The sequence below is a fragment of the Noviherbaspirillum malthae genome (assembly GCF_015352985.1).
GTDB classification, from domain to species: Bacteria; Pseudomonadota; Gammaproteobacteria; order Burkholderiales; family Burkholderiaceae_D; genus Noviherbaspirillum; species Noviherbaspirillum malthae.
Genome location: NZ_JACYXF010000001.1, coordinates 315,919 through 339,815 on the forward strand (window position 1 = coordinate 315,919; position 23,897 = coordinate 339,815).

Genomic DNA, 23,897 nt, shown 5'->3' on the forward strand with positions numbered 1-23,897 from the left:
AATGAAACTTCATATCAAGAATGGCCGCGTGATCGACCCGGCCAACGGCATCGATGCGCAGATGGATGTGTATGTCGCCGACGGCAGGATCGCCGCGCTCGGCAAGGCGCCGGAAGGCTTCGAGGCGGAACGGACTATCGACGCCGCCGGCCTCGTGGTGGCGCCTGGCCTGGTGGACCTGAGCGCCCGCCTGCGCGAGCCCGGCTATGAATACAAGGCCACGCTGGAATCGGAAATGCAGGCCGCGATGCAGGGCGGCGTGACCAGCCTGGTCTGCCCGCCCGACACCGACCCGGTGCTCGACGAGCCCGGCCTGGTCGAAATGCTCAAGTACCGCGCCAAGAGCCTGAACCAGGCGCATGTCTACCCGCTCGGCGCGCTCACCGCCGGCCTCAAGGGACAGGCCCTGACCGAAATGGCCGAACTGACCGAAGCCGGCTGCATCGGCTTCTCCCAGGCGGAGGAAACCATCGTCGATACGACGGTCCTGCTGCGCGCGCTGCAGTATGCGAAAACCTTCAACTTCACCGTCTGGCTGCGGCCGCAGGATCCGCATCTCGGCCGCGGCGGCATCGCCCACAGCGGCCCGGTGGCTTCCCGCCTCGGCCTGTCGGGCGTGCCGGTGATGGCCGAAACCATTGCGCTGCACACCATTTTTGAATTGATGCGCCTGACGGGCACGCGCGTGCATCTGTGCCGCATGTCGTCCGCCGCCGGCCTGGAACTGGTGCGCGCCGCCAAGAAGGAAGGCCTGCCGGTCACCTGCGACGTGGGTGCCCACCATGTGCATCTCACCGACATCGACATCGGATTCTTCGATCCCAATGCCCGCCTGACGCCGCCGCTGCGCGCCATGCGCGACCGCGATGCGATCCGCCAGGGCCTGCTCGACGGCACCGTCGATGCGATCTGCTCGGACCATACGCCGGTCGACGACGATGAAAAGCTGCTGCCATTCGGTGAAGCTTCGCCCGGTGCGACGGGTCTCGAACTGCTCCTGCCGCTGGCCCTGAAATGGGCCGACGAATCGCTGGGCAAGGCTGAAAACCAGCTGTCCAGGGCGATCGCCAAGATCACTTCCGATGCCGCCAGGGTGGCCGGCCTGCCTTTCGGCGGACTGGCGGTGGGCAGCAGCGCCGATATCTGCGTCTTTGATCCGGAAGCGCGGTGGAAGGTCGATGCCAAGGCGCTCGCCAGCCAGGGCAAGCACACGCCTTTCCTCGGCTATGAGATGCAGGGCCAGGTGAAGGCAACGGTCGTTGCCGGCTGCGTCGCCTACCAGCGCTGAAGCGCGCATGCCGGCGTTCCGCCTCCTGCGCGTGGTGCTGCACCTGTTCCAGGGGCTGGCTACCTGCGCCTTCGTCTTTCCGCTGCTCGGCCATGCCGGGCGGCAGGAACGCATCAAGCGCTGGTCGGCCAAGCTGGTGGCGCTCGCCGGCGTCGAGGTGCGCGTCGCCAGCCGTCCGGGCGTGCAGCCGGCCGCGCGGGCATTGATCGTTTCCAATCATGTCTCCTGGCTCGACATCTTCGTGATCAACTCGATCGAGCCTTGCCGGTTCGTCGCGAAATCGGATATCCGGGACTGGCCGCTCATCGGCTGGCTGTGCGAAAAGACGGGAACGATCTTTATTTCACGCGGCAAGCTGCGGGATGTGCGCCGCATCTACCAGGGTCTGGTTGCGAGTCTCCACGCCGGAGAACGAGTGGCCTTCTTTCCCGAAGGAACCACGGCGGCGCAGGGCACGCTGCTGCCTTTCCATGCCAATCTCTTTGAAGCCGCGGTCGAGGCGGAGGTGCCGGTGCAGCCTTACGCGGTGCGTTATGCCGACAAGTCGGGCAAGCTGCATGCGGCCGCCGACTTCGTCGGCGAGATGACTTTCGTCGAAAGCATGATCAGCGTGCTCAAATCCGGCGGCATGGTGGCGCACCTGGAGCTGCTTGCGCCCATCGAGACGCGTGCCGACAGCCACAGGCGTGAACTTGCGGATGCGGCCCACCGGGAAATTGCCGAAGCCCTGGGCATGGCGGAAGGTCGCGAAGCCAGCCGGGCATAGCACTATTCCGCACCGCTTGCGCCGTGCGGTGAAAGAGGCACGGCTATGCCCGGATCTCGTGTCAGATCGATCCCGGCTTCTGATATTGCGGGCACTGAACCTGCAGGACGCTGCGGTCTTGCAGACAGACGGCGCTCAGCTTGCCGCCCCAGAGGCAGCCGGTGTCGAGGCTGATGATATTGGGCAGCATGGTGAGCCCCAGCGTCGACCAGTGTCCGAATACCACGGTGACATCCTCCGTCTTGCGGCCGGGCACGTCGAACCAGCGCATGTAGCCGGGCACTTCGATTTCCGTTCCCTTCGACGTCGCAAGGTCCATGGTGCCGTCTTCCGTGCAGAAGCGCAGGCGGGTCAGGGCATTGACGATGCAGCGCAGGCGGTCGGGGCCTTGCAGGGAATCGTCCCAGCGTGCCGGGGCATTTCCGTACATCTGGCGCAGGAAATCCACCCAGTTCGGGCCTTGCAGGACGGCCTCGACTTCAGCCGCCAGTTCCATGGTCTGCCGGGCGGTCCATTGCGGCAGCACGCCGGCGTGCACCAGCAGATGATTGTCTTCGAAGATGGCCAGCGGCCGGTGGCGCAGCCAGTCGAGCAGTTCGTCGCGGTCAGGCGCGTCCAGGATGTCGTTGATCGTGTCGGAGTGATGGGCGCGGCGGATGCCGTGTGCAACCGCCAGCAGATGCAGATCATGATTGCCGAGTACCACATTCGTGGTATCGCCGAGCGCCTTGACTTCGCGTAAAGTCTCGAGCGACTGCGGGCCCCGGTTGACGAGGTCGCCGACAAAGATGAGGCGGGGTTCGGGGCAGGAAAGCCGGATCTTGTCCAGCAGTTCGGCAAGCTTGCCGCGGCAGCCTTGGAGGTCGCCGATAGCGTAAGTGGGCATGGTTTTCTTTGATAACGAGTCGTGCCTTGCGGGAAGGCGAACCACGCATTATAGAAAATCGCTCCCGATCCTGCCGGCTACAAACCCTATACAAACGGGTAACAATCGATTACGCCTGTATGGACGCTTTTCTGCTGTAATGCACAAAACCTTCGATCGGGTAATTAATTTTTTAGTAAAATCATGGGTTTATCGGAAATTTCCGAAGCGGGGGGCATTGCATGATTCTAGTGACAGGCGGGGCGGGCTTCATCGGCGCCAATTTCGTTCTGGACTGGATGGCTTCGAGTGACGAGTCCATTGTCAATCTGGACAAGCTCACCTATGCCGGCAACCTCGGCAATCTGGCTTCGGTTCGCGACGATGCGCGTCACACCTTCGTCAAGGGCGACATCTGCGACGGCACCCTGGTGGCGTCGCTGCTCGACAGGTACCGTCCGCGGGCGATCGTGCATTTCGCCGCGGAGAGCCATGTCGACCGCTCGATTCATGCGCCGGGCGACTTCATCACGACCAATGTCAACGGGACCTTCAGCCTGCTGGAAGCCGCGCGCGCCTACGTGTCGCGCCTGCCGGCCGGCGAGCAGCCGGCGTTCCGGTTCCTTCACGTGTCCACCGACGAAGTGTACGGCTCCCTGAATGCCGGCGATCCCCCATTCATGGAAAGCACCCCTTACGCGCCCAACAGTCCCTATTCGGCCTCCAAGGCGGCATCCGACCACCTGGTCCGCGCCTATCACCATACCTATGGCCTGGCCACGCTGACCGGCAACTGTTCCAACAACTACGGCCCTTGCCAGTTTCCCGAAAAGCTGATCCCGCTGGTGATCGCCAATGCGCTGGCCGGCAAGACATTGCCCATCTACGGCGACGGCAGCAATGTGCGCGACTGGCTGTATGTGGGCGACCACTGCGCGGCGCTCCGGCGCGTGCTGGAGGCCGGCAGGCCGGGGGAGACATACAACATCGGCGGCTGCAATGAAAAGACCAATCTCGAGGTGGTGCATGCCCTGTGCGACGTCCTCGACAGCCTGGCGCCGGCGGCGGCAAGCTACCGGCAGCTGATTGGTTTCGTGCAGGACCGGCCCGGCCATGACCGCCGCTACGCGATCGATGCAGGCAAGATCGAACGCGAACTCGGCTGGCGTCCGGCGGAAAGCTTCGAGACCGGCATCCGCAAGACGGTGCGCTGGTACCTCGACCATCCGGACTGGGTGAAGGACATCCAGTCGGGCGCCTACCTGCAGTGGGTCGAAAGGAACTACGGCGACCGGCCTTCCCTTCCCGGGAGGCGCGCATGACGACTTCGCGCAAGGGCATCATTCTGGCAGGCGGTTCCGGCACCCGGCTATATCCGGTGACGATGTCGATTTCCAAGCAGCTGCTTCCGGTGTACGACAAGCCGATGATCTACTATCCGCTGACCACGCTGATGCTGGCCGGCATACGCGACATCCTCATCATCACGACGCCGGTGGACCGCTCGCGCTTTTCCGAGCTGCTGGGCGACGGCAGCCAGTGGGGCATCAGCCTGAGCTATGCCGAGCAGCCCGCGCCGGAAGGCCTGGCGCAGGCTTTCATCATCGGACGCCAATTCATCGGCGGCGCGCAGTCCGCGCTCATCCTGGGCGACAACATCTATTACGGCCACGACTTCGCCGCCCAGCTGAAGAGCGCCTGTTCCGCATCGAGCGGCGCCACGGTGTTCGCCTATCACGTGCTCGATCCCGAGCGCTACGGCGTGGTCGAGTTCGACAGCGACAACCGCGCGGCCAGCATCGTCGAAAAGCCGGCGGTGCCCAAATCCAATTACGCGGTCACCGGTCTCTACTTCTACGACGAGCAGGTCTGCGACATTGCCGCCGGCATCCGGCCTTCCGCGCGCGGCGAACTGGAAATCACCGACGTCAACCAGGCTTACCTGGACCGCGGCCAGCTCACCGTCGAGGTCATGGGCCGCGGCACGGCCTGGCTCGACACCGGCACCCACGATTCGCTGCTCGACGCCGCGCAGTTCATCGCGACACTGGAAAAGCGCCAGGGCCTGAAAGTGGCATGTCCCGAGGAGATTGCCTACCGCATGGGCTACATCACGGCGGAGCACCTGGAAACGCTGGCGCAGCCGCTCATGAAGAACGGCTACGGCCAATATCTGCTGCACATACTCAGGGACAAGGTGTTTTGATCATGCAGGTGACAGCAACCACCATTGCCGATGTGAAGATCATCAAGCCCGACGTGTTCGGAGACGAGCGCGGCTTTTTCTTCGAAAGCTTCAACCAGCGCGAATTCGCCGAGCTGGTCAACGGCGGCAGGGCAGTGGATTTTGTGCAGGACAACCATTCGCGGTCTTCGAAAGGCGTATTGCGCGGGCTGCATTACCAGATCGAGCAAGCCCAGGGCAAGCTGGTACGCGTCATCGCCGGCGAAGTCTTCGATGTGGCGGTTGACATCCGCAAGGGATCGCCCACCTTCGGCAAATGGGTGGGAGCGGTGCTTTCCGCCGACAACAAGCTGCAGATGTGGGTGCCGCCCGGCTTCGCGCACGGCTTCGTGGTGACCAGCGATTCCGCCGAATTCCTCTACAAGACCACCGATTACTGGGCAAGGGAGCACGAGCGCTGCATCGCCTGGAACGATCCGGAAGTTGGCATCGAGTGGCCGATCGGCTTCGAGCCGGTGCTGTCGGAGAAGGACCGCAGCGGCAAGCTGCTCAGGAATGCCGAGGTCTATTCATGAAAATACTGCTGACGGGGAAGACCGGCCAGGTCGGTTACGAGCTGGAGCGCAGCCTGCAGGGCTTGGGCGAAGTCATCGCCCTGGATCGCGCCGCGATGGACCTGGCCGACCTGGACCAGGTCCGCGAGACGATACTCGAGCTGCGCCCGGCGCTGATCGTCAATCCTGCTGCCTATACCGCAGTGGACAAGGCCGAGTCCGAACCCGAGCTGGCCATGCGCATCAATGGCGAGGCGCCGGCGGTGATGGCCGAGGCAGCGCGCAAGGTCGGCGCGGCGATGATCCACTACTCGACCGATTACGTGTTCGACGGCAGCAAGTCCGGCGCCTATACGGAAGACGATGCGACCGGACCGATCAATGTCTACGGCCGCACCAAGCTCGCGGGCGAGCAGGCGATCGAAGCCAGCGGCATCCCATGCCTGATCTTCCGCACCAGCTGGGTGTACGGCAGGCGAGGGCACAATTTTCTGCTGACCGTGCAGCGCCTGGCTGGCGAGCGGGACGAATTGCGCATTGTTGCGGATCAATACGGCGCGCCGACCTGGTGCCGCACCATCGCCGACACGACCGCACATGTTGTAGCGGCCCTACAGTCCGAGGCCGGCGGCGCGGGGCTTGACGAGGCGCGCTGGCGCGAAAAGGCCGGCCTCTATCATCTTGCTGCGCAAGGTCAAACCACCTGGCATGGTTTCGCGCAGACTATTGTTGCACAGAGGCCATCAAGCACGAAACCGCTGGTTCTGCCCATAACGACGAAGGATTACCCGCTGCCTGCACGGCGGCCGGCGAATTCGGTGCTGTCCTGCGACAAGCTGATCCGCACATTCTGCGGACTGCCTGCCTGGGACAGTGCGTTGAAACTATGTCTCGATTGACGAAGGCAATGCCGAACAGGCGCCGCTCACAAGGCGGTGCCGCCAGCCTGAATGAATTCAAAACAGTGAGATAAATTATGCTGATTCCCATCATCCTTTCCGGCGGTGCCGGTACCCGACTCTGGCCTGTTTCCCGCGAAGCGCATCCCAAGCCCTTCATGCGCATCGGCGACGGCAAGAGCCTGCTGACGCAAACCCATGAGCGCGCGCTCGCGGTGTCGGGCAATACCGCGCCGCTGATCGTCACCAACCGCGACTACTATTTCCTGTCGCACGACGAACTCGATGACCAGGAAGTAAAGCCTCACTACCTGCTCGAGCCGACCGGCCGCAACACCGCGCCAGCCATCGCGCTTGCCGCGATGTGGGCCATGCAGCAGAAACCCGACGCCTGCATGCTGGTGCTGCCGGCCGATCACCTGATCAAGGATACGCCGTCGTTCTACACGGCGGTGCAGCACGCCGAGAACCTGGCCAAGGACGGCTTCCTGGTCCTGTTCGGCATCAAGCCGAAGGCTCCCGAAACCGGCTTCGGCTACATCGAGATGGGCAACAAGGTCAGCGAGCATGCCCAGATGGTGCAGCGCTTCGTCGAAAAGCCGGATGCGGTCACCGCGGCGCGCTACCTCGCCGAAGGCAACTATGTCTGGAACAGCGGCATGTTCTGCTTCAAGGCCAGCACCATCCTGGATGCCTTCGCCACCTACAATCCGGCCCTGCTGGAAGCCGCCCGCAACGTATGGAACAGCACGAAGGCGGTCGGCGACAAGATGGAGCTTCCGGCCTCGTTCAACACGCTGGAAAACATTTCCATCGACTATGCGGTGATGGAAAAGGCGAAGAACATCGCCGTCATCCCCGGCGATTTCGACTGGAGCGACATCGGTGCCTGGAAAGCCGTGGCGGAAGCCATTCCGGCGGACGAGGCGGGCAACACCAACAACAATTGCCAGACCATCGTCATCGACAGCCGCAACACCCACATCCAGACCACCGACCGCCTGGTCGCGGTGATCGGCCTGGACAACCTGCTGGTGATCGACACGCCGGATGCGCTGCTGGTGGCCGACAAGGCGCGCAGCCAGGAAGTCAAGGAAGTGGTGACCCGCCTCAAGGCGGCGGGTCATGAAGCCCACAAGACCCACCGCACCGTATCGCGCCCCTGGGGTACCTACACCGTGCTGCAGGATGCGCCCGGCTTCAAGATCAAGCGCATCGAGGTCAAGCCCGGCGCCTCGCTGTCGCTGCAGATGCATCACCACCGCAGCGAACACTGGGTCGTTGTCTCCGGCAAGGCCGAGGTCGTCAATGGCGAGGATACGATCACCCTGCAAGCCAATGAATCGACCTATATCCCTGCCGGCAACAAGCATCGCCTCACCAACGTCGGCGACGCGGAGCTGGCCCTGATCGAGGTACAATGCGGCTCCTATCTGGGCGAGGATGACATCGTCCGTTTCGAAGACATCTACGGCAGGGCACAATAATTGTGATCGGGCTTGTTCGTCCGATGTGCCGCTTCCCGGCGTCATGTCGGACAGCTTCTGGCAGGATCAATTGCGGCCTGCAACCGGCCAAGCGGCTGCTGACCGAGAGTTGCCGGGCTCGCTGATCGCAGCTCCTTGCGGCATATTCACGCGAGGAGCGCCTGCTCCGAAAAAATTTTCCTGACATGACCCGGCATGGGCGTGGGACCAGGCGGACTTGAATCCGACGGCAACGCCGGCGTATCGACGTTTTTCCGGAGCGCTCCCGTTCTGAACGAACCGGAAAGGTCCTGGGCCAAGCGCAGCAGCCCCCTGGCGGACAGCGGCACTCCGCTTTTGTCCCGCAATGACAAAAATAGCGGAACCGGCTTGTCGGGGTTATATAATCGCGTTCTTCACAAAGCAACATGATGGCTGCACTGCGGCTGAGAAAGACAGGCCAAGGCGAACCGGTTCCAGGGCGTGACGTCGTGAACGGAATGTCATGCAATATTGAAACAACTTTGATTTCCGTTATCACGAACAATATTGATTTCCACTAATTTGTGCAGGTGCTCGGAAAGCGTTTCCACAATTGCCATGAAGAGCCGTGCTGCCGACGCAAGTTGGTTTCCTCTTTTTCCTTTTTCCAGACTTCACCAAGCTTAAAATGACTAAACCATCTATCGCAGTCATCACCGGCATCACCGGTCAGGATGGCGCCTATCTCGCCGAACTTCTGCTCAACAAGGGCTATGTCGTCCATGGCACCTACCGCCGCACCAGCTCGGTCAACTTCTGGCGGATCGAAGAACTGGGCATCGAAAAGCATCCCAACCTGCACCTCGTCGAATACGACCTGACCGACCTCAGCGCGAGCATCCGCCTGCTGCAGTCGACCGGCGCCACCGAGGTCTACAACCTTGCTGCGCAGAGCTTCGTCGGCGTGTCCTTCGACCAGCCCGCGACCACGGCGGAAATCACCGGCATCGGCCCGCTCAATCTGCTCGAAGCCATTCGCATCGTCAACCCGAACATCCGTTTCTACCAGGCATCGACCTCCGAAATGTTCGGCAAGGTGCAAGCCATTCCGCAGATCGAAAGCACGCCTTTCTATCCGCGCAGCCCCTATGGCGTGGCCAAGCTCTACGGTCACTGGATCACCATCAACTACCGCGAGTCGTACAACATCTTCGGCTCCAGCGGCATCCTGTTCAATCATGAATCCCCGCTGCGCGGCCGCGAATTCGTCACCCGCAAGATCACCGACACCGTCGCCAAGATCCGTCTCGGCAAGCAGGATGTACTGGAGCTGGGCAACATGGACGCCAAGCGCGACTGGGGTTATGCGAAGGAATACGTGGAAGGCATGTGGCGCATGCTGCAGGCCGACGAGCCGGATACCTTCGTGCTCGCCACCAACCGTACCGAAACCGTGCGCGACTTCGTCACCATGGCCTTCAAGGCCGCCGACATGCCGCTGGAATGGCGCGGCTCTGGCGAGGATGAAGTGGCGGTCGATGCCAACAGCGGCAAGATCGTCGTGCGCGTCAATCCCAAGTTCTACCGTCCCGCCGAAGTCGATCTGCTGATCGGCAACCCGGCCAAGGCCATGGAAAAGCTGGGCTGGGCGCCCAAGACGACGCTGGAGCAGTTGTGCCAGATGATGGTACAGGCCGATCTGCGGAGAAACGAGCGTGGGTTCTCCTTCTAATGCGGCAACCGGCCATCGCGGCCGGGTGCTGCTGACCGGCGCCAACGGCTTCACCGGCAAGTATGTCCGGGCGGAGCTGGAGGCAGCCGGCTATTCGGTCTGCGGCGCGCTGGTCGGCGCCGCCAAGGGACCGCATGAAATGACGCTGGACATCACCTCGCTGGACGACTGCCGGCGGGTGATGGAAAAGGTGCGTCCGGACTACCTCGTGCATCTTGCCGCCATCAGCTTTGTCGCGCATGCCGACGCCGATGCCTTCTACCGCGTCAACGTCATCGGCACCATGAACCTGCTGCAGGCGTTCGCCGACACGAAGCTGTCGCCCAAGCGCGTACTGGTGGCCAGCAGCGCCAATGTGTACGGCAATGCCACCGAAGGCATGATCGCAGAAACCCAGCCGCCGCAGCCGGTGAACCACTATGCGGCCAGCAAGCTGGCGATGGAGCACCTGGTGCGTACCTGGTCGGACCGCATGCCGATCGTTATCACACGTCCGTTCAACTATACCGGCGTGGGGCAGCAGCCCAATTTTCTCGTGCCGAAGATCGTTTCCCATTTCGTCCAGCGCGCGCCGGTGATCGAACTCGGCAACCTGGATGTCGAACGCGATTTCTCCGACGTGCGCATGGTGGCCTCCGCCTACCATGGCCTGCTCGAAAACAACTGTGCCGGCGAAACCGTCAATGTCTGCAGCGGCAGGCCGTACTCCCTGCGTTCCATCATCGAGATGATGCAGGAGATCGCCGGTTATGAAATCGAGGTGCGCGTCAATCCGGCCTTCGTTCGCCAGTCCGAGGTCAAGGTACTGATCGGCTCGCCGGACAAGCTGCGCTCCATCGTCGGCGACATGGAAACCCATACCCTGGACGATACCCTGCGCTGGATGTATTCGGCCGGCATCGGCGCCTGACAACGTGCTGACCAGGCTTCAGACAATCGACCCGCAGGCGGCGGCACCCCTGGCTTGTCCTGGGCGACGGGAGGTAAGCATGGATCCATTGAACGGCATGCGCGTGGGGATCAATGCCGTACCGCTGCTCGGGCCGCTGACCGGCGTCGGACAGTACACCTACCGCCTGGTTTCGGAAATGCAGCAATTGCTCCCGCTTCAGCCGTGGCTGTTCTACGGCACCAACTGGAGCCAGGAATTGCGCACCGCCGCGCCGCCGGCGGCGCGCCGGATCAACGACGCGATCAAGCGCTACCTGCCCAATCCGCTGGTGCTCACCCGCCTGCTCAAGCAGGTGCGCTTTTCCGGAGGCGCGCGCAGGCACGGGATCTCGCTGTATCACGAGCCCGCCTATCTTGCTCTGCGTTACCGCGGACCCACGGTTGTCACCGTTCACGATATTTCCTGGGTTCGCTATCCCGAGACGCATCCGGCCGAGCGGGTTCGGGAAATGAACCGGGTCTTGCCTTCCGTGCTGAGGCGCGCCGACCATATCGTGGTCGATTCCGAATTCGTCAGGCAGGAAGTGATCGATCATTACGGCCTTGCTCCGGAGCGGGTCACGACCATTCTGCTTGGCGTAGCGCCGGAATTTTGTCCGATAGCGGCATCCGGCGCCGTGCTGGCGCAGCATGGCCTGCAAGCCGGGCGGTACATCCTTGCCGTCGGCACGCTGGAGCCGCGCAAGAACCTTTCCACCGTCATCGCCGCCTTCAGCCGCCTGCCCGACGGCGTGCGGCGTCAAACGCCGCTGGTGATCGTCGGCATGCACGGCTGGGGCATGGAAAAGTTTTCCGCCGGGCTTCAGCAAATGATTTCACGAGGCGAAGTCGTGCTGACCGGCTTTGTTGCGCAGGGCGACCTGCCTGCGCTGTATTCGGGCGCGAGAATGTTCGTCTATCCGTCGATCTACGAAGGATTCGGCCTGCCGCCGCTGGAAGCCATGGCTTGCGGCACGCCGGTAATCGCCTCCAACCGCGCATCGCTGCCGGAAGTCGTCGGCGAGGCCGGCCTGCTGGTGGAGCCGCTCGACGACGAAGCGATCACACGGCACATGCGCTTGCTGCTGGAAGACGACGCCATGCATGCGCAGCTGGCGCAGGCCGGCAGGGAACGCGCCGCCTCCTTTACCTGGCGCCGCTTCGCCCTGCAGACGCTCGATGTCTACCGCAAGGTACTCACCTGAGCCGCAGCCGGTTAGAATCAGGCCAGACCCATCATTTCCAGGCATCATGCAGATCAGTTGCGCCATCGTCAGCTATCACAACCCTCCCGAGCAGATCGCGGAGGTGCTGCGCAGCGCCGCGTCCAGCGCGATGGATGTCGCGATCTACCTGGTCGACAATTCTTCCGACGACACGCTGGCGGAGGTGGCACGCCGCTTCGGCGCCCGCTACATTCATCGTCCGGACAATCCCGGATTCGGCGCCGCCCACAACCTTGCGATGCGCGAAGCGCTGTCACAGGGCACGCGCTACCACGCGGTGCTCAATCCGGACATCTCCTTCGGCCCCGAGGTGTTGCCGGCCCTGCATGCCTACATGGAGGCACACCAGGACATCGGCCTCATCATGCCCGACATCCGCTATCCCGACGGCAGCCGCCAGCATCTCTGCAAGCTGCTGCCGACGCCGGCCGACCTGTGGGTGCGGCGCTTCCTGCCCGGTCTTTACAAGGCCAGCGGCCGGCTCGATACCTATGAAATGCGCGGGAGCGGCTATGACGGCATCATGGATGTGCCGGCACTCTCGGGCTGCTTCATGTTCCTGCGCGCGCCGGTGCTGGAGCGGGTCGGCGGCTTCGACGAGCGCTTTTTCATGTACCTGGAAGACGTGGACCTGTCGCGCCGCATCGGCCGGGTTGCGCGGACGGTCTTCTATCCGAAGGTATCCATCGTCCATGCGTACCAGAAGGGTTCCTACAAGAACAGCGCGCTGCTGAAGCGCCATATCCGCTCCGCCGTTCAGTATTTCAGCAAATGGGGCTGGATATTCGATGCCGAACGCCACGCCGTCAATCGCAGGGCGCTGCGGCAGATGACCCGGGGCCAGGCGCCTGATGAAGAGCAGGCTGCTGCCTCAGCCGCTTCGGCGTCCGACTCGCTGGCCGACCGCAAGTCATGAACGGGCAGCGCATGAAGAAAGTCCTGATCGACCTCACCCAGCTGCCGCTGCAGCGCACCGGCGTGGGCATCTATGCGCTCAACTACATCCGCTGCCTGCAGGCGGCGGCGCCCGGCCTGCAGCTGCATTTCCTCGTGCTCGACGACGATGCCGAACTGCTGCGCGAGACGCGGCGTGTTCCCGGTGCGGTCGTCAAGCCGCTCAAGGCATCAATTTTCCGCCGCCTGGCTTTGCGCGTCGTGCTGGAGCAGGCTTATATCCCCGGCTATGCGCTGGCCAAGGGCATCGCCGCGGTGCATTCGCTGCATTACAGCTTTCCCTTGCTCTCGTTCGGACGCTACAAGCGCATCGTCACCGTCTGCGACATGTCCTTCTTCCTGTTTCCGCAGCTGCATGTGCCGGTCAAGCGCCTGTTCTTCCAGTACTTCATCCGCAAGCTGCGCGGCACCGAAGGACTGCTGTTCATCTCCGAATCGACGCTGCGCGACTTCAAGCGCTACTTTCCCGATTCGCGTGCGCCGGAGCAGGTCATCCCGCTCGGCGCCGATCTGGCGCGGCTGGCATCGGCGCCGGATGCGGCGCTGGTCGATTCGCTGCGCAAGCGGTTCGACATCGACCGCTATGTGCTGTATGTCGGCACCATCGAGCCGCGCAAGAACATCCTTGGCCTGGTCAAGGCGTTCGAAGCGGTGGCCGCTGCCCATCCCGACGTCAAGCTGGTCATCGCCGGCAAGCTCGGATGGGATTACGAAGACGTGCTCGGCCATATCGACGCCTCGCCGGTACGCGAACGCATCGTGCTGACCGGCTATATCAACGAGGCGGAAAAGCATGCGCTGCTGAAGTCGGCGCTGCTGTTCACCTATGTGTCGTTCTACGAGGGCTTCGGCCTGCCACCCCTCGAAGGCATGGCCGCAGGCGTACCCACCATCACCAGCAATATCTCCTCCATGCCGGAAGTCGCCGGACAGGCGGCGATCCAGGTCGATCCCGGCGATCACGGGCAGATCGCCGCAGCCATGGACCGCCTGCTGGGCGACCCCGAAGAGCGTGCGCGCCTGATCGAACGCGGCCTGCAGCAGAGCCGGCTGTTTACCTGGGAAGGCATGACCGCGACTTCGCTCGCCTTCTACGATGCGGTGCTGGAACCATCGATGGTGACCACCTGATGCCCGTCCGCTGATTGCATCCGCCATGGCTACGGTGCGCTTCTTCGCCTTCAATCTTCTCGGCCATGTGGCGCCGATGCTGGTCGCGCTGCTGTCGGTGCCGGTGATCGCGCATGCGGCCGGCGTCGAACGGCTGGGCGCGCTCGGCGTGGTCTGGGCGCTGGTCGGCTATTTCGGTTTCCTGGATTTCGGGCTCGGCCGGGTAGTGACGCGACGCGTCGCCAGCGCCTCGCAGGAAGGCAGGCTGACCGAGGAACTGGGAGAGCTGCGCAGCTTCCTCTGGCAGAAGGCGCTGCCCGGACTGATCATCATCGGCCTGCTGATTCTCGGCGCGCGCTTCCTGTTCCAAGGTTTTCTGCCTGCCGGTCCGCTCGGCCGGGAAATGGCGGCCGGATGGAACTGGATCGCAATCGGCGTGCCGGCCACGCTGGCCACCAACTGGCTGCGCGGCGTACTGGAAGGGGTGCACCGCTTCGCCCGCGTCAACCTGCTGCGCACCGTGTTCGGCGCCTGGACCTATGCCGCGCCGGCGCTGGCCGCGGTGGTCTGGTCGACCCTGGACATGCTGATCGCGGCCATCGTCGTCGGCCGCGTATTGTCGATGCTCGCCCATGCGCTGGCCTGCCTGCGGGTGGACCGGGGCATCCTGATCGGAGCGCTGCAGCCGACCAGCCTGCGCGCCTTCTTCCAGGAGGGCGGCTGGATTACCGTGTCGAACATCGTCGGTCCGCTGATGGTCTATTCCGACCGTTTCGTGCTGGCGGCGCTGCTCACGCCCACGGCAGTCGCCTGGTATGTCACCTCGCAGGAAGTGATGCTGCGCACGCTGGTGATTCCCGGCGCTTTGGCCGGCGTGCTGTTTCCCAAGTTCGCCGGACGCCAGGGCGAGAACGGCGTGGCGCTGTCGGAGCTCTACCAGCGCGGCGTGAGGGTGATCGCCGCGCTGATGCTGCCGATGTGCATGCTGGCGGCGGTCGGCGCCTATGACGGCCTGCGCCTCTGGCTCGGCCCGGACTTCGCGCAAAACGGGTATCAGGTGGTGGAAATCGTTGCGGTAGGCATTTTCGTCAATGCCGTGTCCTACCTGCCTTTGGCCTGGCTGCAGGCCCATGAGCGTTCTGAAATCACGGCCAAGCTCCACATGATCGAGTTTCCCCTGTATGCGATTGCCCTGGCGGCTGCTGTTGCCGCCTGGGGCATCATCGGCGCCGCCGTTGCCTGGACCTTCCGCGTGTCCATCGACTGCCTGCTGCTGCTGCGGCTGGTCGGTCCCGGCAGCGCAAAACCGGCCGTCAAGCCGCTGGCGCTCGGCATCCTGCTCATTTCCGCCGCCGGCATCTGTTCGCAGCCGGACTGGCCGCTGCAGTGGCGGGCGCTGGCCGGCGCGGCGGCGGCCGTAACGGCACTTGCGCTGGCTTGGCTGGTTTTCCTGAACGCTTCCGACCGCAAACAGCCGCTGATCTCACCCTCTACCTCCGGGAGAGGACCGGGGTGAGGGGAGCCGGCCTGACCCATTTTCGGGCCGGATCAATAGCAGTCTGTTAAGTCATTGAAATATTGCGTAAAAAGCCAGTGTTTTTGATGATAAACGCCTGGCAATAATTTAGACTGTCACCTTTCTTCGCCCGGCCCGCCGCCATCCATGGATGCCGCCACTTGTACGCCGTCGTCAGCGACGCAGCGCACGCGGCACGATCGCAGCGGCCATTGCTCAACTTCATGTCGTCTTTTCTCATCAGTTTCATCGTTTCCGTCCTTCTGACGCTGTTCATCATCAAGCAGGCGCGCCGGCACCATGCGGTGTTCGACCATGATCTTGACGGCGTGCAGAAGGTGCATGTGCGCGCCGTGCCCCGCATCGGCGGCGCAGGCATTTTCATGGCCGTGGTGATCACGGCGGCCATTGCCATGCTGCGCACGCCGCACATCGGGCAGGGCATCCTGATGCTGCTGGTCTGTTCCAGCGTCGCCTTCGCAGGCGGTTTCGTGGAAGACCTGACCAAGAACGTCAGTCCCGCGCGGCGCCTGCTGCTGACCATGGTGGCCGCCGTCATGGGCTTCTACCTGCTCGGTGCGCGCATCGAGCGCATCGACTGGCCGTATGCGACCTGGACCTTCAGCTACATCTGGCTGGCGCTGCCGCTGACGGTGCTGGCGGTGGCGGGCATCGCCAACGCGGTCAACATCATCGACGGCTTCAATGGCCTGGCCACCGTGGTCAGCATCACCATGCTGCTCTCGCTCGGCTATGTCGCGCTGCAGGTCAACGACACCTTCATCGTGGTGGCCGCGCTCGTGGTCGCCGGCGCCGCCGCCGGATTCCTGGTCTGGAATTATCCGGCAGGCCTGATCTTCCTCGGCGACGGCGGCGCCTATTTCCTCGGTTTCATGCTGGGAGAACTGTCGGTGCTGCTGGTGATGCGCAATCCCGAAGTCTCGACCTGGTACGCGGTGCTGCTCCTGATCTACCCGGTCTTCGAAACCCTGTTTTCCGCTTATCGCCGGCTGTTCCTGCGCGGCCAGTCGCCTGGCGCGCCGGACGGCATCCACCTGCACAGCCTGATCTTCCGCCGCGTCGTGGTCTGGGCCGTCGGCCGGCATGATGCACGGGCGCTCAACCTCGGCAATGCGATGACTTCGCCTTATCTATGGATGCTGTCGCTGATGGCGGTGGTGCCGGCGACGCTGTTCTGGCGCCATACCTGGGTGCTGATGGGCATGGCGCTCCTGTTCGTCGTCAGCTATGTCTGGCTCTATGCCCGCATCGTGCGCTTCCGTTCGCCGCGCTGGATGATTGTTCGAAGGAAAAAGCTGCCTCGCCACAAGAAACGCGATCCAAAAAAGGATTAGCGCTGGCAACATCGCCGCTTCCTGCAGCATTCCTCCGCATTCCGTATAGTTTCCCTTTTTTGCACTTCTTCGATCATGACCACTCTTTCCCAAAGCATCTTCAAGGCATACGACATCCGCGGCATCGTCGGCAAGACACTCGACAACGACGTTGCCGGCAGGATCGGACAGGCATTCGGCACCGCAGCCGCCAGGAAGGGCGAGCAGACCGTGGTCATTGGCCGCGACGGCCGCCTCTCGGGGCCCGAACTCGCTGCGGCGCTGGCGGCCGGTCTGCAGCGCGCCGGCGTCAATGTCATCGATCTCGGCGTGGTTGCCACGCCGATGCTGTACTTTGCGACTCATGTCCTCGATGCGCAGTCCGGCATCATGGTCACCGGCAGCCACAACCCGCCCGACTACAACGGCTTCAAGATGGTGCTCGCCGGCGAGGCCATCTACGGCGACGCCATCCAGGGCCTGTACCAGACCATCGTCAAGGGCGACTTCGCCCAGGGCAGCGGCAGCTACCGCACCCACGACATCAAGGCGGCCTATCTCGAGCGCATCACCAGCGATGTGAAACTCTCGCGCAAGATGAAGATCGCTGTCGACTGCGGCAACGGCGTGGCCGGCGCCTTCGCCCCCGAACTCTACAAGGCCATGGGCTGCGAGGTCGTCGAACTGTTCTGCGAAGTCGACGGCAACTTCCCCAACCACCATCCCGACCCCGCCCACCCGGAAAACCTGCAGGACCTCATCCGCTGCCTGCAGGAGACCGATGCCGAGATCGGCCTGGCCTTCGACGGCGACGGCGACCGCCTCGGCGTGGTCACCAAGGACGGCCAGATCATCTATCCCGACCGCCAGCTGATGCTGTTCGCGGCCGACGTGCTGACCCGCCATCCGGGCAAGGAAATCCTTTACGACGTCAAGTGCACCCGGCATATCGGGCCTTGGGTGAAGCAGCACGGCGGCGTGCCGCTGATGTGGAAGACCGGGCATTCGCTGGTCAAGGCCAAGCTGCGCGAAACGGGCGCGCCGCTGGGCGGGGAGATGAGCGGGCATGTGTTCTTCAAGGACCGCTGGTACGGCTTCGATGACGGCCTGTATGCGGGCGCACGCATGCTGGAGCTGCTGTCGCGCCTGGACGATCCGTCGGCGGTGCTCAATGCCTTGCCGCAGTCGAGCAGCACGCCGGAGCTGCACCTGCACCTGGAAGAGGGCGAGAACGTGTCGCTGATTGCGAAGCTGCAGCAGGAGGCGAAGTTTGCCGATGCGCAGGAGATCGTGACGATCGACGGCTTGCGGGTGGAGTATGCGGACGGTTTCGGGCTGGCGCGCTCGTCGAACACGACGCCGGTAGTGGTGATGCGTTTCGAGGGCGAGTCGCAGGAAGCGCTGGCGCGCATCCAGAACGACTTCAAGCGCGCCATTCTTGCAGCCAAGCCCGACGCCGAGCTGCCGTTCTGAGGCAGCGTTCCGGTACCGGTCATGAAGATCCTGATCGTCCGCGTCTCCTCGCTCGGCGACGTGGTGCACAACATGCCGATGGTGGCCGACATCCTGCGCCATCATCCGGATGCGCAGATCGACTGGGTGGTGGAGGAAGCCTACACCAGCCTGGTGCGGCTTAACACCGGCGTGCGCCATGTGATCCCGTTCGCGCTGCGGCGCTGGCGCAAGAGCCTGCTGGCCTCGCAGACGCGAGCCGAGATCCGCCGCTTCCGGGAGCGCCTGCGCGAAGACGCTTATGACTTCGTGTTCGATACCCAGGGCCTGACCAAGACCGGCATCGTCATGCGCATGGCAAGGCTGGCGCCGGGCGGCATGCGCTTCGGGCTGGCCAATGGCACCGAAGGCTCGGGGTACGAAGGCGTCTCGCGCATCTTTCATCACAAGAGCATTCCGGTCGACGTCCGTACGCATGCGGTCCTGCGCGGACGCCTGGTGGCCGCCGCGGCGTTCGGCTACAAGGTCGACACGCCCGCCAATTTCCTGTTGGCGCCGCCGCAAGTGGAACAGACGCCCGGATGGCTGCAGGAAGGCCGGTATGCCGTCTTCTTCCATGCCACCGCACGCGCCTCCAAGCAATGGGCGCCGGAAAACTGGGTGGAAACCGCCGGCCTGCTGGCCGAGCGCGGCCTGCCGGTGCTGCTGGCCTGGGGCAGCGATGCCGAAAAAGAGGATGCGCAGCGTCTTGCCGCGCAGATGGTCAATGCCACCGTACTGCCGAAACTCTCGATGATGGAAGCCGTGCTGCTGGCGCAGCGCGCGACGCTTGCCATCGGCGTCGATACCGGCCTCACCCACATCGCCGCCGCCTACGAGCGGCCCACCATCGAACTGTACTGCGATTCGCCACGCTGGAAGACCGAGGGCAACTGGTCTTCCAGCATCATCAACCTCGGCGACCAGGGCGCGCCGCCCTCGGTGGCCGATGTCGCCAGCGCCATCACCAGCCTGCTGGGCGCGGCCGATGCCCGGCGCGCGCCGGCCTGAATCGGACGGCTCGATGCGTCTTCTCTATTCCCTCGCATGGTGGCTGGCGCTACCTCTGGTGCTCGCCCGCCTGTGGCTGCGCGGCCGCAAGGAACCGGGCTACCGCCGGCATCTGGCCGAACGCTTCGGCTTCTATTCGCCGCCGCCGACGCGGCCGCTGCTGTGGGTGCATGCCGTCTCGGTCGGGGAAACCCGCGCCGCCGAACCGCTGATCGATGCGCTGCTGGCCGCCTATCCGCGTCACGCCATCCTGCTGACTCACATGACGCCCACCGGCCGCGCCACCGGGCAGGCGCTGTACGGCAAGCACGGCGAGCGCCTGCGTCAGTGCTATCTGCCCTATGACACCAACTGGATGGTCGGCCGCTTCCTGCGCTACTTCAGGCCCGCCATCTGCATCCTGATGGAAACCGAAGTCTGGCCGAACGTGATGGCGCAATGCCGCCGCCATCAGGTGCCGGTGGCGCTGGTCAATGCCCGCCTGTCCGAGCGCTCGCTGGCCAAGGCGCAGCGCCTGTCGGCCTTGATGACTGAAGCGGCGCGCAGCATGGCCTGCGTCGCCGCGCAGACCGAGGCCGACGCGCAGCGGCTGCGTTCGCTCGGCGCGCCGCATGTGGCGGTGACCGGCAGCGTCAAGTTCGACGTCACGCCGCCGCAGGCCGCCGTGGACAAGGGGCTGGCAATGCGCGCGCTGATCGGCGCGCGGCCGGTCTTCCTCTGCGCCAGTACGCGCGAAGGCGAGGAAAGCCTGATCCTTGATGCATGGAAGGAAGCCGGGTCCGGCGATGCCTTGCTGCTGATCGTGCCGCGCCATCCGCAGCGCTTCGACGAGGTGGCGCGCATGGCGCAGGAACGCGGGTTCGCAGTGCTGCGCCGCACGGCCATGGATGACCGTCCCGCCCCCGCCGATGTGCAGGTCTTGCTGGGCGACTCCATGGGCGAGATGTTCGCCTATTACGCAGCCTGCGACTTGGCCTTCATCGGCGGCAGCCTGCTGCCCCTGGGCGGGCAGAACCTGATCGAGGCCTGCGCGGTCGGCAAGCCGGTGCTGATCGGGCCGCATACCTTCAATTTCGCGGCAGTGAGCGAGGACGCCGTCGCCGCCGGCGCGGCATTGCGGGTCGGGGATGCCGGGGCGATGGTGAGTGAAGCCCAGCGCCTGCTGAAAGAGGCCGGGCAGCGCGAGGCGATGGCAGAGAGGGCGCTTGCCTTCGCACGCCAGCATCGCGGCGCGACCGCGCGCACCATGGTATTGCTGCGCGAGCTGATCGAACGCCGTCTGTCTTAATCAAGGCGACCGGCGTGTGCCGCCGCAGCCTGGCCGGTACTCTCTCTGCCGAAGGCCTGAAAGTCGTCGATGAATTCACAGTTGAGCCCGGAGAGTTCCCTGGCGTTCTCCGGCGGCGGAAGATAAGTGCCCGATTGCCGGGTTGCGCTCACTTCCTTCCCTTTTTCGAAAATCACTTCGCCGGCATATTTCACATAGGGCGCATAGCCTGAAACTTGCGCATGTCCATTGCCACCGGATGCCTGCGGGCACACGCGGACGGTACTATCCGGCATGGTTACGAAAATATATTTTCGCCCATCAACAGGCGGCGCCGTATTCCTGGTCCTTGCATCTTCAAGAAGGCAGGCGCCGCCGGGTTGCCGGATCAAGGTGGAATGAAATTTCGTGTTTTTGTTGTATTGCAGCTCGGGGAATTTGATCAAGGCGGCCGCAGCCATGCGATATACAGCATCCGCTGCGCCGGTGCCTGCGTTTTCTCTCTTCATCCGGATCAGCCCGGCTCTTTCGCCGTTCTTCCAGAAATCAGTTTGTTCGTACTGCGCAGCCAATGTCTGCCTGTCGGAACCTGCCTTGGCAAGCGCCCCCGCATCGTCGGCGGTCAGAGCATTCCAGCCCCGGGCTTTCAACGACTTCTCTTGCAAAACGCTGGTAGAGGCCGCATGCCTTAACACGGGGAGGCCGACCGGCTTTTCCGGAAACAGGCCGGGCGGCGATTCCAGGCAGGCCGATCTCGGCGCCTGGCTGATTCGTCCACACTCCGCGGCCAGCTCACCGGCGTCCCGTGACGGGAAGCGTTTGTGTCCGCCTTGTCTCTCCGGAACAGATAGAGGACTCAAGGCGCGCAGTTTGGCTGCGGTGGCAGCGCGAGACATTGCCGGACGCGCCGAAGCCGTAGTACTGGAGGCGACAGCGGTGGCTTGCGATGTTGCAGCCACAGAGGGAGATGGTGATTCGGTTCGATCGGGAGAGGAGGGAGACGCCAGCGAAGGCGGGTGTGAAATGATCGAAGGAATCATGGCTTTATTTCTTCAGGAGGCGGCAACCTGGATGAGTGGCCGAGTCCCATGGATAGTTCCGTCTCGCCTGCAGAATAGGGCAACCGGAGCACCTTGTCTTCCAGAACACTTTCACACGCAACGCTCCTATCTGCTCGTACGAACTTTTCGACAAATTCACCGCTTGGGCCGTAGAACCCTTTGCATATCCAAAGGCGGAAGACAGGTGCCGCTTGAGGAGTTGCTCGAACACCTTTCCGAGGATGGATGTCCGGAACTTCAATGAGTGCGGCTGCACGGCACAGCGTTTCATCGGCGGCATTTTCATAAGCGCTAATGGAACTCCGCGTCGTGTGGTGCTACCCATGATACCGACTTTCAAGTGTTGAAAGCCCGGGTTTTCCCATTCGACATTACGATGGCACTTCAATTGTCACCATGTTTTCCAAATTATCGACCTTGACCGCTTTCCGCCTTGGCAACGTCACCAGCCCTTCATCAGGCGGCATCGCCTCGCATCCAGCTGAACAGCGTCAATCGCCGCTTCGGCAGTTCCTGTGCAGGAATTGACGCCGTCATTGGCTGAAGAACGCAGTCGCCGCATTCAGGAATCGGACTCGGCACGGCTGCGGCTCTTCAACAATCTTCCCTCTCCGCCGACCTATGTGCGGGGCCGCATGTCCCGGTTGCATATGCTCGAAAGCAAGGACTGGCGTGCCGTCAAGAATGAGCTCAAACAAGCATGGATTAGCCGTCAATGGCAAGGAATGGTCTCGTCCGAATCGGCGGTACAAGCAGTCCATCACGCTGCAGGCGAACTTCGCAATCGCATTGATAATCCCGACGCATCGTTCACTGTCCCCGAACGCCTGCGAACGAAAGCGCATGCCTATATCGATCGCAAGACAACGTCGCCGTCCTATCACAGTGAAGCGCGTGGAGCGATATTCCTATGCAAGGGCACTGACCTTGCTGCCGACATCATTCGTTCGGAAAATAATGAGTTCTTTCGTGAGGTGACTGACAATAAAAAGAAATTGCGGCAACGTGTCCAGCGTGAGCAGCAGGTGCGGGCGAATGTTGGAAAAAAACTGGGCCAAGGAGATTTCGGCGAAGTGCGCATCTTCGAGCACCTTGCCAAAGACGGTGCAAAACTTGTCGCTGCCAAGATTCCCAAGCTGCGTAATGCGAACGGCGACCGGATTCGGAACGATTCTATCGAACACGAATACAACATACTGACCCGCCTTGGGAGTGAGCCCGGCTTCTCCGAGCTTCGCGACTTCGCAAGGATTCGCGAACTTGATTATCTTTTCATGGACCTTCAGATACGGGGAGGCCTTGACAAGGTATTGAATGAATTAAGGAGACGTACCGATCTGACGAATGAGCAGAAGAGCATCATTGTGCGCAGCCTTGCGCAACAGATGATCGAGGCGCTAAGCAGCATGCACGCGGCGGGAGTCAAGCATCGCGACTTCAAGCCGGCAAACCTGCTGATGTCAAAACGCGGGCATGTCGTCGTCTCGGACTTCGGCTTGGCAACCAGCGAGGAAAAAGTTCGTGTCCCCGTCGGCACGCGTGAAATCTGGCCTCCCGAAGCCTATGACCACCAGCGGCGGGGGAACGCCAACAACGTTGATTTTGACAAATATGCGCTGGGCTTCACGTTGCAGTTATTTGCACAATGCCTGCAGGAGCCGGCTGTATCGCCGCTGGCCGATATTGCGCAAGCGCTGATGGCAGACGATCCTTCCAATCGTCCCGATCTGAGTCGGATTCTTGAGCGTGAGTACTTCAATGAAACAACGTATCCGGAAGGCCAACTGATCGAGATGATCGACGGTGAGCGCAGGCGCGAACGCGGAGAGGAAACCTGACGAATGCCATCGGCCGGGACCGATCACTGGCCTGGCTTCCTCCATATCGGCGCGACAGGCAATTGCTCCATGCTGGAATCTTGTTTCGCCAGCGTGGCCGGGGCATCGGATTCAGACTTCTCCTGCGCTAGGGAAGTATCGACCGCCGCGGTATCCAAAAATGGCTTCTCGTCCCGCTGCGCACGCAGCATGTCGAGATTGCGCCGGATGCGCGCATCGTGCGGCGCGAGCAGGTTCGCGCGCTCCAGCAGGATCAGCGCGGAACGAACATCGCCGTCGCGGACTTTTTGCAAGGCGAATTCGTTGAGCACCACCGGATTGAAATGGTCGTAGCGCATCGCCGGCGCGGCGGTGTCGGCTGCGTGGACCGCATTCGAAGCGCAGGCGAAGAGGAGGCCGAGTGAAAGCAGGAAGGAACGCAT

At 62.9% G+C, this 23,897-nt stretch carries 22 protein-coding genes; 18 read left to right on the plus strand and 4 right to left on the minus strand.

Annotated features, from left to right (window positions below):
- The first annotated feature begins 1 nt into the window (after position 1).
- Positions 2 to 1,288: a dihydroorotase gene (locus IGW03_RS01540; RefSeq protein ID WP_194720733.1), complete on the plus strand. Its 1,287-nt coding sequence runs from the start codon at positions 2 to 4 to the stop codon at positions 1,286 to 1,288.
- A 7-nt stretch (positions 1,289 to 1,295) separates the two neighbouring features.
- Complete coding sequence (locus IGW03_RS01545; RefSeq protein ID WP_194720734.1) at positions 1,296 to 2,054, plus strand: lysophospholipid acyltransferase family protein; 759 nt, start codon at positions 1,296 to 1,298, stop codon at positions 2,052 to 2,054.
- A gap of 61 nt (positions 2,055 to 2,115) precedes the next feature.
- Here IGW03_RS01545 and IGW03_RS01550 read toward each other — a convergent pair whose 3' ends face one another.
- Positions 2,116 to 2,940 (minus strand): symmetrical bis(5'-nucleosyl)-tetraphosphatase, encoded by an 825-nt coding sequence (locus tag IGW03_RS01550; protein WP_194720735.1) that lies wholly within the window; start codon positions 2,938 to 2,940, stop codon positions 2,116 to 2,118.
- Between the two features lie 221 nt (positions 2,941 to 3,161).
- Here IGW03_RS01550 and rfbB point away from each other — a divergent pair, with 221 nt between their 5' ends.
- From rfbB to IGW03_RS01605, 11 genes are all read left to right on the plus strand, one after another.
- Positions 3,162 to 4,241 (plus strand): dTDP-glucose 4,6-dehydratase, encoded by a 1,080-nt coding sequence (gene rfbB, locus IGW03_RS01555; RefSeq protein ID WP_194720736.1) that lies wholly within the window; start codon positions 3,162 to 3,164, stop codon positions 4,239 to 4,241.
- Positions 4,238 to 5,125 (plus strand): glucose-1-phosphate thymidylyltransferase RfbA, encoded by an 888-nt coding sequence (gene rfbA, locus IGW03_RS01560; protein ID WP_194720737.1) that lies wholly within the window; start codon positions 4,238 to 4,240, stop codon positions 5,123 to 5,125. The genes rfbB and rfbA overlap by 4 nt, the downstream gene beginning before the upstream one ends.
- Positions 5,122 to 5,679, plus strand: a complete 558-nt coding sequence (gene rfbC, locus IGW03_RS01565; protein WP_194720738.1) for a dTDP-4-dehydrorhamnose 3,5-epimerase — start codon at positions 5,122 to 5,124, stop codon at positions 5,677 to 5,679. The genes rfbA and rfbC overlap by 4 nt, the downstream gene beginning before the upstream one ends.
- Positions 5,676 to 6,557 (plus strand): dTDP-4-dehydrorhamnose reductase, encoded by an 882-nt coding sequence (gene rfbD, locus IGW03_RS01570; RefSeq protein ID WP_194720739.1) that lies wholly within the window; start codon positions 5,676 to 5,678, stop codon positions 6,555 to 6,557. The genes rfbC and rfbD overlap by 4 nt, the downstream gene beginning before the upstream one ends.
- A 77-nt stretch (positions 6,558 to 6,634) precedes the next feature.
- A complete protein-coding gene (locus tag IGW03_RS01575; protein WP_194720740.1) occupies positions 6,635 to 8,044 on the plus strand; it encodes a mannose-1-phosphate guanylyltransferase/mannose-6-phosphate isomerase in 1,410 nt (469 codons plus the stop codon).
- Positions 8,045 to 8,693: 649 nt separating this feature from the next.
- Complete coding sequence (gene gmd / locus IGW03_RS01580; RefSeq protein WP_194720741.1) at positions 8,694 to 9,737, plus strand: GDP-mannose 4,6-dehydratase; 1,044 nt, start codon at positions 8,694 to 8,696, stop codon at positions 9,735 to 9,737.
- The gene (locus tag IGW03_RS01585; protein ID WP_194720742.1) at positions 9,721 to 10,647 is read left to right on the plus strand and encodes a GDP-mannose 4,6-dehydratase; all 927 of its coding nucleotides are present in this window, start codon (positions 9,721 to 9,723) and stop codon (positions 10,645 to 10,647) included. The genes gmd and IGW03_RS01585 overlap by 17 nt, the downstream gene beginning before the upstream one ends.
- 79 nt (positions 10,648 to 10,726) lie before the next feature.
- On the plus strand, positions 10,727 to 11,872 hold the full coding sequence (locus IGW03_RS01590) for a glycosyltransferase family 4 protein (RefSeq protein WP_194720743.1): 1,146 nt from the start codon (positions 10,727 to 10,729) through the stop codon (positions 11,870 to 11,872).
- A gap of 46 nt (positions 11,873 to 11,918) precedes the next feature.
- Positions 11,919 to 12,809: a glycosyltransferase family 2 protein gene (locus IGW03_RS01595; protein WP_194720744.1), complete on the plus strand. Its 891-nt coding sequence runs from the start codon at positions 11,919 to 11,921 to the stop codon at positions 12,807 to 12,809.
- 11 nt (positions 12,810 to 12,820) lie between these two features.
- Entirely contained in the window at positions 12,821 to 13,978 is a 1,158-nt protein-coding gene (locus IGW03_RS01600; protein ID WP_194720745.1) for a glycosyltransferase family 4 protein, read from the plus strand.
- Between the two features lie 25 nt (positions 13,979 to 14,003).
- The gene (locus IGW03_RS01605) at positions 14,004 to 15,473 is read left to right on the plus strand and encodes a flippase (protein ID WP_194720746.1); all 1,470 of its coding nucleotides are present in this window, start codon (positions 14,004 to 14,006) and stop codon (positions 15,471 to 15,473) included.
- Between the two features lie 46 nt (positions 15,474 to 15,519).
- On the opposite strand, the gene IGW03_RS01610 is transcribed toward IGW03_RS01605, so the two are convergent.
- Positions 15,520 to 15,699, minus strand: a complete 180-nt coding sequence (locus IGW03_RS01610) for a hypothetical protein (protein WP_194720747.1) — start codon at positions 15,697 to 15,699, stop codon at positions 15,520 to 15,522.
- On the opposite strand from IGW03_RS01610, the gene IGW03_RS01615 reads away from it, so the two are divergent.
- From IGW03_RS01615 to waaA, 4 genes are all read left to right on the plus strand, one after another.
- On the plus strand, positions 15,698 to 16,828 hold the full coding sequence (locus tag IGW03_RS01615) for an MraY family glycosyltransferase (RefSeq protein ID WP_194720748.1): 1,131 nt from the start codon (positions 15,698 to 15,700) through the stop codon (positions 16,826 to 16,828). The genes IGW03_RS01610 and IGW03_RS01615 overlap by 2 nt on opposite strands.
- A 75-nt stretch (positions 16,829 to 16,903) precedes the next feature.
- Positions 16,904 to 18,280 (plus strand): phosphomannomutase/phosphoglucomutase, encoded by a 1,377-nt coding sequence (locus IGW03_RS01620; protein ID WP_194720749.1) that lies wholly within the window; start codon positions 16,904 to 16,906, stop codon positions 18,278 to 18,280.
- Between the two features lie 21 nt (positions 18,281 to 18,301).
- Positions 18,302 to 19,309 carry a lipopolysaccharide heptosyltransferase I gene (gene waaC / locus IGW03_RS01625; RefSeq protein ID WP_194720750.1) on the plus strand — a complete coding sequence of 336 codons (1,008 nt, stop codon included), beginning with the start codon at positions 18,302 to 18,304 and terminating at the stop codon, positions 19,307 to 19,309.
- Positions 19,310 to 19,322: 13 nt separating this feature from the next.
- Positions 19,323 to 20,597, plus strand: a complete 1,275-nt coding sequence (gene waaA / locus IGW03_RS01630) for a lipid IV(A) 3-deoxy-D-manno-octulosonic acid transferase (RefSeq protein ID WP_194720751.1) — start codon at positions 19,323 to 19,325, stop codon at positions 20,595 to 20,597.
- On the opposite strand, the gene IGW03_RS01635 is transcribed toward waaA, so the two are convergent.
- Entirely contained in the window at positions 20,594 to 21,616 is a 1,023-nt protein-coding gene (locus IGW03_RS01635) for a hypothetical protein (protein ID WP_194720752.1), read from the minus strand. The genes waaA and IGW03_RS01635 overlap by 4 nt on opposite strands.
- Positions 21,617 to 22,173: 557 nt before the next feature.
- Between IGW03_RS01635 and IGW03_RS01640 the strand changes: the two genes are divergently transcribed.
- Complete coding sequence (locus IGW03_RS01640; protein ID WP_194720753.1) at positions 22,174 to 23,475, plus strand: protein kinase domain-containing protein; 1,302 nt, start codon at positions 22,174 to 22,176, stop codon at positions 23,473 to 23,475.
- A 23-nt stretch (positions 23,476 to 23,498) separates the two neighbouring features.
- Here IGW03_RS01640 and IGW03_RS01645 read toward each other — a convergent pair whose 3' ends face one another.
- Positions 23,499 to 23,897 carry a hypothetical protein gene (locus IGW03_RS01645; RefSeq protein ID WP_194720754.1) on the minus strand — a complete coding sequence of 133 codons (399 nt, stop codon included), beginning with the start codon at positions 23,895 to 23,897 and terminating at the stop codon, positions 23,499 to 23,501.